Annotated in this window: 13 protein-coding genes; 7 read left to right on the forward strand and 6 right to left on the reverse strand. The window is 64.1% G+C overall.

Annotated features, from left to right (window positions below; genetic code table 11):
* Positions 1-9: 9 nt before the first annotated feature.
* Both AC1D1B_RS21485 and AC1D1B_RS21490 read right to left on the reverse strand, forming a co-directional pair.
* Positions 10-813, reverse strand: coding sequence for a creatininase family protein (locus AC1D1B_RS21485; protein ID WP_477334418.1), 804 nt, complete (start codon positions 811-813; stop codon positions 10-12).
* Positions 814-949: 136 nt separating this feature from the next.
* Positions 950-1333, reverse strand: a complete 384-nt coding sequence (locus AC1D1B_RS21490) for a RidA family protein (RefSeq protein WP_477334419.1) — start codon at positions 1331-1333, stop codon at positions 950-952.
* 253 nt (positions 1334-1586) lie between these two features.
* On the opposite strand from AC1D1B_RS21490, the gene AC1D1B_RS21495 reads away from it, so the two are divergent.
* The 7 genes from AC1D1B_RS21495 to AC1D1B_RS21525 all read left to right on the forward strand — a co-directional run bounded on the left by AC1D1B_RS21495 (position 1587) and on the right by AC1D1B_RS21525 (position 8351).
* Positions 1587-2591: an ABC transporter substrate-binding protein gene (locus AC1D1B_RS21495; RefSeq protein WP_477334420.1), complete on the forward strand. Its 1005-nt coding sequence runs from the start codon at positions 1587-1589 to the stop codon at positions 2589-2591.
* A 17-nt stretch (positions 2592-2608) separates the two neighbouring features.
* Positions 2609-3418 (forward strand): ABC transporter ATP-binding protein, encoded by an 810-nt coding sequence (locus AC1D1B_RS21500; protein ID WP_477334874.1) that lies wholly within the window; start codon positions 2609-2611, stop codon positions 3416-3418.
* Complete coding sequence (locus AC1D1B_RS21505; RefSeq protein ID WP_477334421.1) at positions 3405-4256, forward strand: ABC transporter permease; 852 nt, start codon at positions 3405-3407, stop codon at positions 4254-4256. The genes AC1D1B_RS21500 and AC1D1B_RS21505 overlap by 14 nt, the downstream gene beginning before the upstream one ends.
* 1 nt (position 4257) lies before the next feature.
* Positions 4258-5574: a cytosine deaminase gene (locus AC1D1B_RS21510; RefSeq protein ID WP_477334422.1), complete on the forward strand. Its 1317-nt coding sequence runs from the start codon at positions 4258-4260 to the stop codon at positions 5572-5574.
* Positions 5574-6977, forward strand: a complete 1404-nt coding sequence (locus AC1D1B_RS21515) for an FAD-binding oxidoreductase (RefSeq protein WP_477334876.1) — start codon at positions 5574-5576, stop codon at positions 6975-6977. The genes AC1D1B_RS21510 and AC1D1B_RS21515 overlap by 1 nt, the downstream gene beginning before the upstream one ends.
* Before the next feature lie 205 nt (positions 6978-7182).
* Complete coding sequence (locus tag AC1D1B_RS21520) at positions 7183-7764, forward strand: NAD(P)H-dependent oxidoreductase (protein ID WP_477334423.1); 582 nt, start codon at positions 7183-7185, stop codon at positions 7762-7764.
* Entirely contained in the window at positions 7764-8351 is a 588-nt protein-coding gene (locus AC1D1B_RS21525; protein WP_477334424.1) for an NAD(P)H-dependent oxidoreductase, read from the forward strand. The genes AC1D1B_RS21520 and AC1D1B_RS21525 overlap by 1 nt, the downstream gene beginning before the upstream one ends.
* Before the next feature lie 148 nt (positions 8352-8499).
* Here the strand turns inward: AC1D1B_RS21525 and AC1D1B_RS21530 are convergent, their stop codons facing one another.
* From AC1D1B_RS21530 to AC1D1B_RS21545, 4 genes are read right to left on the reverse strand one after another with little or no spacing between them, the layout of a single operon-like run.
* Positions 8500-10962 (reverse strand): GcvT family protein, encoded by a 2463-nt coding sequence (locus AC1D1B_RS21530; protein WP_477334425.1) that lies wholly within the window; start codon positions 10960-10962, stop codon positions 8500-8502.
* The gene (locus AC1D1B_RS21535; RefSeq protein WP_477334426.1) at positions 10959-12140 is read right to left on the reverse strand and encodes a pyridoxal phosphate-dependent aminotransferase; all 1182 of its coding nucleotides are present in this window, start codon (positions 12138-12140) and stop codon (positions 10959-10961) included. Before AC1D1B_RS21535 ends, AC1D1B_RS21530 begins: the two co-directional genes overlap by 4 nt.
* The gene (locus AC1D1B_RS21540) at positions 12140-13039 is read right to left on the reverse strand and encodes a homocysteine S-methyltransferase family protein (protein ID WP_477334427.1); all 900 of its coding nucleotides are present in this window, start codon (positions 13037-13039) and stop codon (positions 12140-12142) included. The genes AC1D1B_RS21535 and AC1D1B_RS21540 overlap by 1 nt, the downstream gene beginning before the upstream one ends.
* The gene (locus AC1D1B_RS21545; RefSeq protein ID WP_477334428.1) at positions 13036-15489 is read right to left on the reverse strand and encodes a GcvT family protein; all 2454 of its coding nucleotides are present in this window, start codon (positions 15487-15489) and stop codon (positions 13036-13038) included. Before AC1D1B_RS21545 ends, AC1D1B_RS21540 begins: the two co-directional genes overlap by 4 nt.
* Positions 15490-15503: the final 14 nt, after the last annotated feature.

Here is a 15503-nt window from a genome sequence, read left to right on the forward strand (position 1 = left end):
GGCGGCCCGCTACGCCAGCCAGTCGGCAAGCTTCGCCTTGCGCACGTCTTTCAGCAGGGTGATGAAACCGTCGGCCTGATGTTCCGCGGTCAGCCGGCCCTTTTCGGCCGTTGCGATCGAGGCGTCGCCGACGACGCCGTTGGGGTTGAGATCCCCAGCGATCCAGGCGAAGGCGTGCGTGCCGGTGTGGCGCAGCAGCGCAAATTCGGTCTCGGCGCGGGCGACCTTGGAGACGAAATTGTCGGCCTTGCCCATATCGACCAGCTCCGGGCGAAAATGCAGCATCAGCGAGGTCTCGACGTCGCCGCCATGAATGCCGTGGCGGTCCTCGAGCTCGGTGTACATGCCGGCCGGGCGGCCGAATCGCTGCCAGCTGGTCTTCACCGCCAGCATCCTTTCACGCACACGCAGTTCGCGCGTGACGATGCCCATGATCTCTTCATTGCCTCCATGCGAGTTGACGACGATCAGCTTCCTCACCCCGGCGCGCGCGATGGACAGGCCAAGCTCGGTCCAGGCGTCGACCAGGGTCGTCGCCGGCAAGGTCAGCGTGCCCGGCGCATGCAGATGCTCGTTCGATTTGCCGACCGCCTGGACCGGCAGGATGCGGATGTCGAGGTCGCCGGGCAGGCGGGCGATAACGGTCTCCAGCATGCCGTTCATGATCGATGTGTCGGTCGAAACCGGCAGATGCGGGCCGTGCTGCTCGATCGCAGCCACCGGCAGAACGGCAATGGTCGCCTCCGGATCGATCGTGGCGTATTCGGTGGTCCGGTAGTCACCCCACCACACACGTCTGTTTGCAACGGTCATGTCGTGCCTCTTCAAGCGGATGAACCAGCCTTAGAGCTGGAACCCGAAATTGTCGACCGGCCCTCCGCTATGGCTTCGGGCGTTCGTCGCTTGGAAAGCCAATTCTGTGGCTTTCCATCCGCTCGCGGACCACTCCTCACCCCGCGGCGATCGCCTCGACCTCGACCTTGAATTCCGGCCGCGCGAAGCCTGACACGATCATCAGTGTCGAGGCGGGTGCGGGGCTGGCAAACAGGCGGTCGCGGACGTCCATGTAGGGTCGCAGATGCGCGCGGTCGGTGACGTAGGCGTTGATGCGAACGATGTCCCCTAGTCCCAGGCTGGCCTCGCCGAGGATCGCTGCTATGTTCTGGAAGCACAATTCGGCCTGCGCGCCGGCATCCTCCGGGATCTGGTCATCCGCCGTGATGGCGACCTGGCCGGAGCACAGCACCAGCCGCTTGCCTGGGGGCACCTCGACGCCGTGGCTGTAGCGGGCAAAGGGTGGTTTGATCGACTTCGGGGTGAGGAATTTGAACATGGCAATCTCCTGGATACGGCCAGCCTAGGGCCCGAAAGCAAGTCCCTCAAGATGCGGTGCATGTTGCCGGAGCGATTGTGGACAGGCGTCCAAAAAATAGGCACGATGCCTTCTGCACAGCATGACCCGTCCGGTCTTGGCAATGACGTCCGCGTGAAGCAGGCGGTCCGGGCGGTGGCATGTGTCTTGCTTCTTGGACCAATGGTGTCGAGCCCGGCGCGTGACGCTCCGGAGCCAACAAAGGGTGGTGTCGATGTACGGAAGACAGAAGATTTTGGCTGGCGCGCTCGCGCTGCTTGGGGCCAGCACGCTGGGTGCGGCCGCGAATGAGAAAGTCACCTTCGGCACCAACTGGCTGGCCGAGCCCGAGCATGGCGGCTACTACCAGGCTGTCGCCGACGGTACCTATGCCGCATGCGGCCTCGACGTGACGATCTCGCAGGGCGGTCCGCAGGTCAGCGGGCGGCCGCTGCTGCTGGCCGGCAAGCTCGATTTCTACATGGGCGGTAATCTGCTTTCGGCCTTCGACGCCGTGCAGCAGGGCATTCCGATGCGCGTGGTGGCGGCCGATTTCCAGAAGGACCCCCAGGTCATCATGTCCCAGCCGGGGCAGGGGCTGGACAAGTGGGAAGATTTGAAGACCGCCGACCAGTACATTCTCGGTGACGAGGGTGCACAGACCTTCTTCCAGTGGATGGTCACCGAGCTCGGCTTCGATGCCGCCAAGCGCGTGCCCTACACTTTCAATCCGGCGCCCTTCATCGCCAACAAGAAGTCGATCCAGCAGGGCTATGTCACCTCGGAGCCATTCGCGGTGCAGAAAGCGGGCGGCTTCCTGCCCAACCAGTTCCTGCTCGCCGACTATGGCTGGGAGACCTATGCGACCACCGTCGAGGTCATGCAGGACACGATCGACAAGCGGCCGGAGGTCGTCCAGTGCTTCGTCGATGGTTCGGCCAAGGGCTGGTACAACTATCTCTACGGCGACAACAAGGCCGCCAACGACATGATCAAGAAAGACAATCCTGACATGACGGATGAGCAGATCGCCTTCTCGATCGAACAGCTGAAAAAATTCGGCGTGGTCGATTCCGGCGATTCGGAAAAGCTCGGCATCGGCGCCATGACCGACGCACGCATCCAGAGTTTTTACGACAAGATGGTCAAGGCCAAGGTCGCGCAGCCCGGCATCGACATCAAGAAGGCTTATACGCTGGCCTTCATCAACAAGGGCGTCGGGCTCGAGCTGAAGAAGTAATCGTGAGACTGGAGACAATGGCGCAGGCGCCGATTTTGGCATCGGGTGAAAGCCCGATGCTGCTGGCGCTGCGCCATGTCGGCAAGGTGTTTTCCAACGGCGTCACGGCGCTGAGCGATGTCGACCTGACCATCCGCGAGGGCGATTTTCTCAGCCTGCTCGGACCGTCCGGCTGTGGCAAGTCGACGGCGCTCAGGCTGATCGCCGGCCTGTCGACGCCGACCTCCGGCGTGCTCGACTGGCGCGGTTCGATCGACCGCGCCAACATCGGCTTCGTCTTCCAGGAGCCGACGCTGCTGCCCTGGGCCAATGTCTTCGACAATGTCTGGCTGCCACTGCGGCTGAAAGGCATCTCGCGGGCCAAGGCGGAGCCTGCGGTGACGGAGATGCTGGCGCGGGTGCACCTGACCGGTTTCGAAAACGCCGTGCCGCGCGAGCTTTCCGGCGGCATGAAGATGCGCGTCTCGATCGCGCGCGCCATGGTGACCAAGCCGCGCATCCTGCTGATGGACGAGCCGTTCGCCGCCCTCGACGAAATCACCCGATTCAAGCTCAACAACGATCTTCTGGAGCTGTGGCAGGACGAACGCTTCACCGTCGTCTTTGTCACTCACAGCGTCTTTGAAAGCGTGTTTTTGTCCAACCGCGTCGTCGTCATGGCGGCGCGGCCCGGCCGCGTCCATGCAGAGCTTGCAATCGATGCCGCCTATCCGCGCGACGAGGTGTTCCGCACCTCGCCCGACTATGCCGCGCTCTGCCGCCAGGCCTCGGATATTCTGGTCAACGCCATCAACACGTCAGCCGGACCACACCATGACGGCCATTGAGCAACCCGTGCTGACCCTCGATCCCGAGGAGGCGGGCCGTGTGCGCCAGGAGCGGCTGGAGCGGATCGGCCGATGGGTCTTGCCGCTGGCGATCATGATCCTGGCGATCTGGCTATGGGACCGCGTCTGCGTCTGGAACGAGATCCCGAAATACATCCTGCCGCGTCCGGGCGTCGTGCTGCAGACGCTCTATGACGACGCCGGGCTGCTGTTCTCCTCGCTGCTGGTGACCCTCAGGATCACTTTCCTCAGCCTGGTGCTTGCCGTCATCGGCGGCGTCGGGCTGGCGGTGCTGTTTGCGCAATCGAAATGGGTGGAGATGTCGTTCTTCCCCTTCGCCATCGTGCTGCAGGTGACGCCGATCGTCGCGATCTTCCCGCTGATCAACATCTATGTGAACAACCAGACGGTGAAATTGCTGCTCTGCGCCTGGATCGTTGCCTTCTTCCCGATCCTGTCCAACACCACGCTTGGCCTCAATTCGGTCGATCGCAATCTGCGCGACATGTTCAAGCTCAACGGCGCCACGCGCTGGCAGCAATTGCGCTATCTCAGGCTGCCGGCGGCGATGCCCTATTTCCTCGGCGGCTTGAAGATTGCCGGCGGCCTGTCGCTGATCGGCGCCGTGGTGGCCGAGTTCGTTGCCGGCGCGCAGGGACAGTCGTCGGGGCTGGCGTCACGCATCATTGAGGCCGGCTACCGGCTCAATGCACCACGGCTGTTTGCGGCGCTGATCCTGATTTCGCTCACCGGCATCTTGATCTTCCTGGTGCTGTCGCTGGTGTCGCATCTCATCCTGCGCCGCTGGCACGAGAGCGCGCTGAAACAGGAGCGGTAGGGTGACGTCAGCCATCAGCATTCCGCAGGACGGTTCCTATGTCCTGGCCAACGTTCGCGTTCACCGGTCGCTGACGCCCGGCCTTGCCGCGGCTTACGACAGCGACGGCTTCGCAGTTGCCGACATCGTCGTCGCCAATGGCAAGATCTCAGCCATCACAGCGCACAAGAAATCGAAAACGCCGGCAGATGCCATCGATCTCGCCGGCCGCATCGTGCTGCCGTGTTTCGTCGACTGCCACACCCATATCGACAAGGGTCATATCTGGCCGCGCAAGCCCAATCCGGATGGCAGCTTCATGGGCGCGCTCAACGCCACCGGCGCCGACCGCGCCGCGCGCTGGAGCGCCGAGGATGTGGCGCGGCGCATGGATTTCTCGCTGCGCTCGGCGTATGCGCACGGCACTAGGGCGCTGCGCACGCATCTCGACAGCGTGTCGCCGCAGGAGGAGATTTCCTGGCCGGTGTTCGAGGCGATGCGGGAGAAATGGCGCGGCCGCATCGAATTGCAGGCGGCCTGCCTGCTCGGCATCGAAGGCGTGCGCGACAAGAAATGGTTCGAGAGGTTGGCGAAACGCGTGGCCGCGGCCAAGGGCGTGCTCGGCGTCGTCACCTATATGGTGCCCGACCTCGAGGAGCTTCTCGACAAGGTGTTCGCCGAGGCGATCAAGCACGGGCTCGATCTCGATTTCCACGCCGATGAGACCGACGATGTCGCTGCGATCTCGCTGAAGAAGATCGCCGAGGCTGCCCTTTGGAACGGCTTTGAAGGCAACATCCTGGTCGGACATTGCTGCTCGCTGGCGCGCCAGCCGGATCTCGACGTGCTGGACACACTCGACAAGGTGGCCAAGGCCGGGCTGGCGGTGGTGTCGCTGCCAATGTGCAACCTCTATCTGCAGGACCGGCGTGCCGACCAGACCACGCCACGCTGGCGCGGCGTGACGCTGCTGCACGAGATGAAGGCGAGAGGCATTGCGGTCGCCGTCGCCTCCGATAACACGCGCGACCCTTTCTACGCCTATGGCGACCTCGACATGCTGGAGGTCTACCGCATGGCGACGCGCATCCTGCATTTCGACCATCCGGTCGGCGACTGGCCGCAGACGGTGGCGGCGACCCCGGCAAAAGTGATGCGCCTCGATGGTGTCGGCACGCTCGCCGCTGGCTGCAGCGCAGACTTCATCGTCTTCAAGGGGCGGAGCTGGACGGAATTGCTGTCGCGACCCGAATCGGATCGCATCGTCGTGCGCGACGGCAAGGCGATCGACAGGCAATTGCCCGACTATGCCGAGCTCGACGAACTGATGGTGGAATGATGGATGTTTCGGCGCTCAAACGCGATCTCGACGGGATAAAGCTCGACGACAATCCGGCCATCGTCCAGCAGAAGAGCCGCGATTTCTACTGGTACAGCCCGGTGCTGAAACAGCAGCTCGACCATGTCACCGGCGACCTGATCGTGACGCCGAAGAATGAGCCCGAACTGATCCGTGTGCTCGCCGCCTGCCACCGTCACGGCGTCCCGGTGACTCCGCGCGGCAGCGGCACCGGCAATTACGGCCAGGCGATGCCGCTGTCGGGCGGCGTGGTGCTCAACCTTGCCGAGATGAACGAGATCAAGACCATCGCGCCGGGCCGCGTCGTCACCGGACCGGGTGCGATCCTCGCCGATATCGACAAGGCGACGCGGGCGCATTCCGGGCAGGAGCTCAGGCTGTCGCCGTCGACCTACAACACCGCCTCGATCGGCGGCTTCATCGCCGGCGGCTCCGGCGGCGTCGGCTCGATCAATTTCGGCGGCTTGCGCGATTTCGGCAATGTGCTGCGCCTGCGTGTCGTCACCATGGAAGCCGAGCCGAAGGTGCTCGAACTCACCGGCGAGGATTTGCACAAGGTGACGCATGCCTATGGCACCAATGGCATCATTACGGAAGTCGAGATGCCGCTGACGGCGGCCTATGAATGGATCGACGTCATCGTCGGCTTCGATAGCTTCATGCCGGCAGCCCGCTACGGCAATGCGCTGGCCTGCCAGGACGGCATCCTGACCAAGCTGATCACGCCGATCGCCGCCCCCGTGCCGCAGCTCTACTTCAAGCGCCACCAGAAGTTCCTGAAGGAGGGGCAGAGCACCTGCGTCGTCATGGTCGCAAGGCATGGGCTCGACGCATTCCTCGCCTTTACCCGCCGCGCCGGCGGTGAGGTCATCTTCAATGCGGCGGCGGCATCGGATGAGGAGAAAAAGGGCCTCCCGCCGGGTTTTGAACTGGCGTGGAACCACACGACACTGAGGGCACTGCGGGTCGATCCCTCGATCACCTATCTGCAGTCGCTCTATCCGTTTCCCAACCAGCTGGCGCTGGTCGAGAAGATGGATGCGATGTTTCCGGGCGAGGTCTTTTCGCATCTCGAATTCGTGCGGCTCGACGGCAACATCACCTGCTTCGGCCTGCCGCTGGTCAAGTTCACCACCGAGGCGCGGCTCAACGAAATCATCCGGCTGCATGAGGAGAATGGCTGCCCGATCTTCAACCCGCACCGCTACACGCTGGAAGAAGGCGGCATGAAGCAGACTGACGAAATCCAGCTCGCCTTCAAGCGCGAGACCGATCCGCAAGGGCTGCTCAATCCCGGCAAGATGATCGCCTGGGAGAATCCCGACTACGACTATCGCTCCGGCCGGACGTTCCTGTTCAAGGGATTGCAGAAGGCAGGCTGATGACGAGCGTGTGGCGCTGCACCCCCCTCTGGCCTGCCGGCCATCTCCCCCTCAAGGGGGGAGATTGTTCGCTCCGCCGCTTTGGCCTATCTCCAACGTTGGAAGGAAAGGCGCGGCGTAAAGGCGGCCAATCTCCCCCCTTGCGGGGGAGATGCCCGGCAGGGCAGAGGGGGGTGCCTAGCGCTGACCTCGCGGATATTCCACTGTGAAAATCCTCGTTCTCTACGCGCATCCGGCGGAGACCAGCTTCAATGCCGGCCTGCATCGGACGATTGTCGAGCGGCTGACGGCGGCGGGCCATGAGGTCGACGATTGCGATCTCTATGCCGAGGATTTCGATCCCAGGCTGACGGGCGCGGAGAGGTTGGACTATCACAACCAGCGCAGCCCGGCGGACCCGGCCGCTCCCTATGTCGAGCGCCTGTTGCGGGCCGAGGCGCTGGTGCTGTCATATCCCGTCTGGAACTATGGTTTTCCGGCCATCCTGAAAGGCTTTTTCGATCGCGTCTTCCTGCCCGGGGTGTCGTTCAAGCTGGTCGACGGCAAGGCGCAGCCCTCGCTGCACAACATAAGCAAGCTGACCGCCGTCACCACCTATGGCGGCAGCCGGTTCCGCGCCGTGCTGATGGGCGATCCGCCGCGCCGGCTGGTCAAGCGAATGCTGCGCGCGACGATCAAGCCAGGCGCTTCCGTGTCCTACCTCGCGCATTATTCGATGAACCTGTCGACCGATGAAACGCGGGCAGCCTTCATGGCCAAGGTTGCGGCCAGGATGGATAGCTTCTGATGCGCGTGCTGGTGATCTATTGCCATCCGGTGCCCGAAAGTTTTTGCGCCGCGATCAGAGATACTGCCGTCGACGTGCTGCAGGCCCGCGGCTGGGAGGTGCGGCTGCTCGACCTCTACGCCGAAAAATTCGACCCGGTGATGGGCTGCGACGAGCGGCGCGGCTATAACGACCGCGCGCCGGAAGATCCGGCGCTAAAACCGCATTTCGACCATCTTGCCTGGGCTGAGGCGATCCTCTTCATCTATCCGACCTGGTGGTACGGGCTGCCGGCGATGCTGAAGGGCTGGCTCGACCGGGTGTGGGCAACCGATGTCGCCTTCAAGCTGCCGGCGGGCAAGGGGCGCATCACGTCGCTGATGACGCATGTCACCAAGGTCGGCGTCATCACCACCTGCGGCGCGCCGACCTGGTGGAGCGTCGTCGTCGGCCAGCCCGGCCGCAAGACGCTTTTGCGCGGCATGCGGGCGCTGTGCGCGACGCGCTGCCGGACCTTCTTCCTGGCGCATTATTTGATGGACGCCTCGACGCCGAAGAGCCGGGCGGCTTTTCTGGTGAAGGTGCGGGCGAAGCTGGAGCGGTTTTGAGAGATTAGCGTCCTTCTCCCCGTTTACGGGGAGAAGATGCCGGCAGGCAGATGAGGGGCAGCACGAACTCTGCAGACCTTGGCGCCGCCCCTCATCCGACCCTTCGGGCCACCTTCTCCCCGTGAACGGGGAGAAGGAAGAGGGCGCACTATATCTTCGTCCGTTCCGCCTTCGGATCATACATCGGCTTCAGCGAGGCCTCGGCGGCGAAGCGCTCTCCTGCGATCTCGATCTCGTAGGACGAGGAAAGCACATCCGCTTCGCTCCCGCCCTGGCACGGCACATAGCCCAACCCAACAGCGCCGCCGAGATGATGGCCGTAATTGCCTGAAGTGATCGGGCCGACGATCTTGCCGTCGCGCAGGATCGCCTCATTGTGGAAGAGCAGGGGCTCAGGGTCTTTCAGCCGGAACTGCACCAGCCGGCGTGACAGGCCGGCTTCCTTCTTCTTCAGCACCGCATCGCGGCCGATGAAGTCGCCCTTGGCGGTTTTGACCGCAAAGCCGAGGCCGGCCTCCAGCACATTGTCCTCGTCGGTGATGTCGTGGCCGAAATGGCGGAAGGCTTTTTCGATGCGGCAGGAATCCAGCGTATGCAGGCCGCAGAGTTTCAGGCCGACATCCGCGCCGGCCTCATCGATCGCCTCGAAGACATGGGCTGCCTGGTCGGTCGAGACATAGAGCTCCCAGCCGAGTTCACCGACATAGGTGACGCGGTGCGCACGCGCGAGGCCCATGCCGATCTCGATCTCCTGGAACGTGCCGAACGGATTGTTTTCGTTGGAGAAATCGTTGGGGCTGACCTTCTGGATCAGCTTTCGTGCATCCGGACCCATCAGGCAGAGCACGCTTTCGGCTGCGGTCACGTCGGTGACGACGACGAATTCCTCGCCGACATGCCGGCGCAGCCAGGCAAGGTCGCGCTGCAGCGTCGCGCCGGGCACGACGAGGAAGTAGGCGGTGTCAGACAGCCGCGACACGGTGAGATCACTCTCAATGCCGCCGCGCTGGTTGAGCATCTGCGTGTAGACGATCTTGCCTGGAGCTACGTCCATATCGTTGGCGCACAGCTTTTGCAGGAAGGCACATGCATCGCGGCCCTCGACGCGGATCTTGCCGAACGAGGTCATGTCGAACAGGCCGACCTTGTTGCGGACCGCCAAGTGTTCCTCGCGCTGGTTGTCGAACCAGTTCTGCCGCTTCCAGGAATAGCGGTATTCGCGCTCCTGTCCTTCGCGGGCGAACCAGTTGGCGCGCTCCCAGCCGGCGACCTCGCCGAACACCGCGCCGCGCGCCTTCAGATGCTCATGTAGCGGCGAGCGCCTGATATTCCGCGATGTCGCCATCTGCCGATAAGGAAAATGGTCGGCATAGAGCAGGCCGAGCGTTTCGGAGACGCGCTCCTTGAGATAGCGGCGGTTCTTCTGGAACGGCTGGGCGCGACGGATATCGACTTCCCAGAGGTCGAAGGGCGCTTCGCCATCATTGATCCACTGCGCCAGCGCCATGCCGGCGCCGCCGGACGAGACGATGCCGATCGAGTTGTAGCCGGTCGCCATCCAGTAGCCCGACAGCTCTGGCGCCTCGCCGAGATAATAGCGGTCGTCGGGGGTGAAGCTTTCGGGGCCGTTGAAGAAGGTGTGAATCCCAGCGGTGGCCAGCATCGGCATGCGGTTGACGCCCATTTCGAGGATCGGCTCGAAATGCTCCATGTCCTCGGGCAACTGGTCGAAGCAAAAATCCTCGCGGATGCCGTCCATGCCCCATGGCTTGGCCACCGGCTCGAAAGCGCCGAGCATCATCTTGCCGGCATCTTCCTTGTAGTAGGCGCATTCATCGGGAACGCGCAGCACCGGAAGGCGGCCGAGGCCGGGGATCGGCTCGGTGACGAGATAGAAATGCTCGCAGGCGTGCAGCGGGATGGTGACGCCGTTTTGTGCGCCGAGCTCGCGAGCCCACATGCCGGCGCAGTTGACGACGATGTCGGCCTCGATGGTGCCCTGGTCCTCGCCCTGCGCCCACGACACGCCGGTGACGCGACCGGCCTTGGTATGAACCTTGGTGACCTTCACATTCTCGACGATAGTGGCGCCGCGCTGGCGGGCACCCTTGGCCAGCGCCATGGCGATGTTGGCGGGGTCGCACTGGCCATCGAGCGGCAGATGCACCGCGCCGACGACATCGGACACATTGAGATGCGGATACATCTCACTGACTTCCCTGGGCGAAATCTCGCGCACATCGACATCGAAGGCGCGGGCCAGCGAGGCCTGCCGGTAGATTTCGTGCTTGCGTTCCTCGGTCAGCGCCACGGTGATCGAGCCGACCTGGCGCATGCCGGTGCCGACTTCGGTTTCGGCTTCCAGCTTGACGTAAAGGTCGGCTGAATATTTCGCCAGCCGCGTCATGTTCTGCGAACCGCGCAGCTGGCCGATCAGGCCGGCGGCGTGCCAGGTCGTGCCAGAGGTCAGCTGCTTGCGTTCGAGCAGCACGATGTCGGTCCAGCCGAGCTTGGCCAGATGATAGGCGACCGAACAGCCGGAAACGCCGCCGCCGATGATCACGGCCCTCGCTTTATTAGGAATGGCCTTGGTGGGTATCGTCTTGGTCATGCGGCCTCGCGGCGATAGCTGGATGCAAAACGGCGCAGGCGCTGGGCTGCTTCCTGAAGCACCGGTTCCGGCTGGCAGAGGCTGATGCGGATGTGGCCGGCGGCGGCATGGCCGAAGCTGGAGCCCGGCATGACGCCGACCTTTTCGGCGTCGAGCAAGGCCCAGGCGAATTTCTCGTCGTCGGGCTCGACGGCCGAGATATCGAGCATGACATACATGCCGCCTTCCGAGCCGTGCACGGTGACATTGTTCATGCCGCGCACGGCATCGAGCAGGACCGTGCGCCGCGCCGCGTAGCGTTCGGCGATCTCCTTGACGCCATAGCGGTTCTCCAGCGCCTCGGCGCAGGCGATCGAGATGAAGGCCGGCAGGCCGTAGGTCGTCACCAGATTGAGGTTGGTCAAAAGCGTGATCATCTGAGCCGGGCCGGTCAGCCAGCCCATTCGCCAGCCGGTCATGCCGTGGCTCTTGGACATCGAATTGATGACCAGCGTGCGCTCGGCCATGCCGGGCAGGCCGCGCGGCGAGATGTGTTCGCCGCCGCCCAGCGTCCAGTAGACCTCGTCCGACAGCAGCCAGAGATCGTGCTCGCGGCAGATCTCGGCCAATTCCTCCAGCCGCTCGCGCGAATAGACGGCGCCCGTCGGGTTGTTCGGCGTGTTGATCAGGATGGCGCGCGTGTTGGGCTTCAGCGCCGCGCGGATCCTGTCGGCGCGCGGCTGAAAGCCGTCCTCGGCCGGGGTCTCGACCACGGTGAAACTGGCGCCGGCGGCGCTGAACGTATTGGGATAGGTCGCGTAGTAGGGCGCGACCACGATGGCGTGATCGCCCTGATCGAGCACGGCCTGCACCGCCGCGTAGAGCGCTGCCTGGCCGCCCGGCGTGGCGATGACCTGCTCGGGGCCAGTCTCGATACCGGTGCAGGCAGTAGAGGCCGCCGCCATCGCCCTGCGCAGGCGCGGAACGCCGGAAAGCGGGGTGTAGTGGTGATTGCTGCCGCGCACCGCGGTCACGCAGGCCTCGATGGTCTGGCTCGGCGTGTCGAAATCATGGTCGCCGACCGACAGCATGATGATGTCCTGGCCGGCCTCCTTGCGGGCCCAGGCCTCGGTGTGGACCTCCCAGCCATCCTTGCCCGAAGGCACGATGCCGGAAATGCGCTTTGACGGTCTGGGCATCAATGAACTCCCGAAATCTGGTAACCGGCCTCTTCGAGCCGGTCGCGCAAGGCAGCGATGTGGGCAGGGCCGACTTCGCAGCATCCGCCGACGATGGTGGCGCCGGCCTCGACCCAGCCGAGCGCCTGGTCGGCATAGGCATCCGGACCAAGGTCGTGGCGGGCGTGCAGCACATCGACGGTGCCGCCGTGCTTGAGCGCTTCGGTAGAGGTGAAGCCGTTGGCATAGGCGCCGACGGGGCCGCCGAGATCGACCAGCTCGGGCAGTGCCGCGGCGATCGCTTCGGGCCGACAGCAATTGACCAGCCTTGCAGCGAGCGGCAGGCCGTCGAGTGCACGAGAGGCTGCGGCGATCGCTTCGCCGCTCCGCAGGCGCGGGGTGCCGTGGTCGGCCAGCGTCCACGACACCCAGACCGGCTTGCCGCTTTCCGATGCCGCTGTGACGGCCGCGCGCGCTTCATCGGCGGACGCCATGGTTTCGCACAGAAAGAGATCGACGCCGTCCGCCTGCTCGGCAACGATGCGGCGATAGATGTCGAGTGTGTCCTGATAGGAAATGGTGAGCGCCGGCGCATAGCTGCCGAACAGCGGCGACAGGCAGCCGGCGATGGTTGCCTCTCCGGCTTGCTCGCAAGCTTGCCTTGCAAGCTCGATGCCGCGCTTCTGCAGCGGCTTGAACAGCTCCTCCGCGCCCTCGCGCGCCAGCCGCTCCGGCGTGGCCGAATAGGTGTTTATGGTGATGACGCGGGCGCCGGCACGGATGAACTCCGCATGCAGGTCGCGCACCAGATCCGGTTCGTCGATCAGCACCCTGGCCGACCACAGCGGCGTCGGCTCGGATTCGCTGCGGCGGACCAGCTCCTGGCCCATACCGCCATCGGTGAGGATAACTGTTTTCACGCGCGCAGCCTCTCGTTCTTCGGATCCCACAGCGGCTCATCCTTCTGTACGATCGCCCGAAAACGGTCGCCGAAGATTTCAATCTCGATGGCAGTGTCGGGTTCAGCCAGGTCGGCGCGCAGCATGCCAAGCGCGATCGATTTGTCGATGCGATGACCCCAGCCGCCCGACGTCGTCTCGCCGACGATCTTGCCGCCATGCCACAGCGTCGACACGGAGGGCGCGTCGCAATCGCCGGGGTTTTCGACGACCAAGGTGACGAAGCGCTTCTTCACGCCCTGCTGCTTTTCGTTCTGCAACGCCGTCTTGCCGCGGAATTCCGGCTTGTCCCATTTGACGAACCGCTCGAGCCCGCCCTGCAGGATTGTGTAGTCGGTCGAAAGATCACCCTTCCAGGTGCGGTAGCCTTTTTCCAGCCGCAGCGAATCCAGCGCATACATGCCGAACGGTTTCAGGCCGTGCTTTTGTCCCGCCGCCCAGACGGCGTCGAAGATGGCGGCGGTGTCTTCCACTTTGGTGTGGATTTCCCAGCCGAGCTCGCCGGCGAAGGAGACGCGCACCAATTGGCACCAGTGCCCGGCGATCTGCGCCGACTGATGCGAAAGCCAGGGCAGCGACAGGTCGGCGTCGGTCAGTTCAGAGAGAATGTCGCGGGATTTCGGCCCGGACAGGATCTGGCAGCTGAAGGCCTCGGTGAGGTTTTGCAGCGTGAGCTCATTGGGTTGCGGCAGATGGTGCTGCAGCCACTCGAAATCGTGCTGCTCCGCCACCGAAGCGGTGATCAGGAAGAAGAGATCCTCGGCCAGCGCCATGATCGACATTTCGGTGACGATGCGGCCCTTGTCGTCGGAGAAGTAGCCGAGGCCGATGCGGCCGGGTTTCGGCACAAGGCCGGTGATCATCGTCGCCAGCCAGTCGCGAGCGCCGGGGCCTTGCAAGCGGAAGCGCGAGAAGCCGGGCAGGTCCAAAATGCCGGCGGCGTCGCGCACCGCCAGGCACTCTTCGCGTACGCGATGCTGCCATGGCCCGTCGCGGCGGAAGGTCAGCGTCGCTTCCTCCGACGTGTCGTCGCCTTCCTTCGCGTACCAGGTGGCGCGCTCCCAGCCATTATAGGCATCGAACTGGGCACCGAGCACCTTGATGCGATCGTGGATCGGCGACAGCTTGCGGTCGCGCGCCGCGGGCCAGGCGTGGCGCGGGAACTGGATGGCGTATTCGTTGCCGTAGATTTCCACGCCCTTGGCGACGCAATAGTCCGGTGCGGCGGCAAAGGCGGTGAAGCGGCGCGGGTCGCAGGACCACATGTCCCATTCGGTCTGGCCTTGCGTCACCCATTCGGCCAGCACCTTGCCGGCGCCGCCGCCTTGCGCGATGCCGAAGGTGAAGACGCAGGCTTCGAAGGCGTTGGGCACGCCGGGCATCGGCCCGATCAGCGGGTTGCCGTCCGGCGCATAGGGGATCGGCCCGTTGATCACCTTGGACAGGCCGGCGGTGCCGAGGATCGGCACGCGGGCGACGGCGTCGGCGAGATAGTGTTCGAGACGGTCGAGATCGTCGGGGAACAGCTGGAAGGAAAAATCCTCCGGCATCGGATCGTTATGGGTCGCCCAATGGGCGCGGCAATTGCGCTCATAGGGGCCGAGATTCATGCCGTTCTTTTCCTGGCGCAGATAGTAGGAGGTGTCGACGTCGCGCAGCAGCGGCAGCTTCTTGCCCTGTTCCTTCGACCACGCCACCAGCTCGGGGATTTCCTCGAACAATATGTACTGATGGCTCATCACCATCATCGGGACGTCGCGGCCGAACATTTTGCCGACTTCGGCGGCACGGTAGCCGGCGGCGTTGACGACGATCTCGCAGCGGATTTCGCCTTGCGGCGTTTCGACCACCCACTCGTCGTTCTCGCGGCGCACGCCTGACACCGGGCAGAAGCGGATGATTTTCGCGCCCATGTCGCGCGCGCCCTTGGCCAGCGCTTGCGTCAGCTGCGCCGGGTCGATGTCGCCGTCGCTCGGATCGTAGAGCGCGCCTTTCAGCTCATGCGTCTCGATGAAGGGGTAGCGCCGCTTGATCTCGTCGGGGCCGACAATGTCGATGTCCATGCCTTGGTAGCGGCCCATGCCCTTGGCGCGCTGGAATTCCTGCATGCGCTCCTTCGTATGGGCGAGGCGGAGCGAGCCGGTAACGTGATAGTTCATGGGGTAGTCGACCGCGTCGGCGAGGCCGCGATAGAGCTCGGTCGAATAGCGCTGCATGTTCATCAGCGACCAGGACGACGAGAAGGTCGGCACATTGCCGGCGGCATGCCAGGTCGAGCCCGATGTCAGCTCGTTCTTTTCGAGCAGCACGCAATCGGTCCAGCCCGCCTTGCAAAGGTGGTAGAGCGAGGAGGTGCCAACGACACCGCCTCCGATGATCACCACGCGTGCCGTGGTCGGCAAACCGGCCATATCAAAACCCCTCA

This window comes from Mesorhizobium sp. P2_C5_2 (assembly GCF_056404535.1).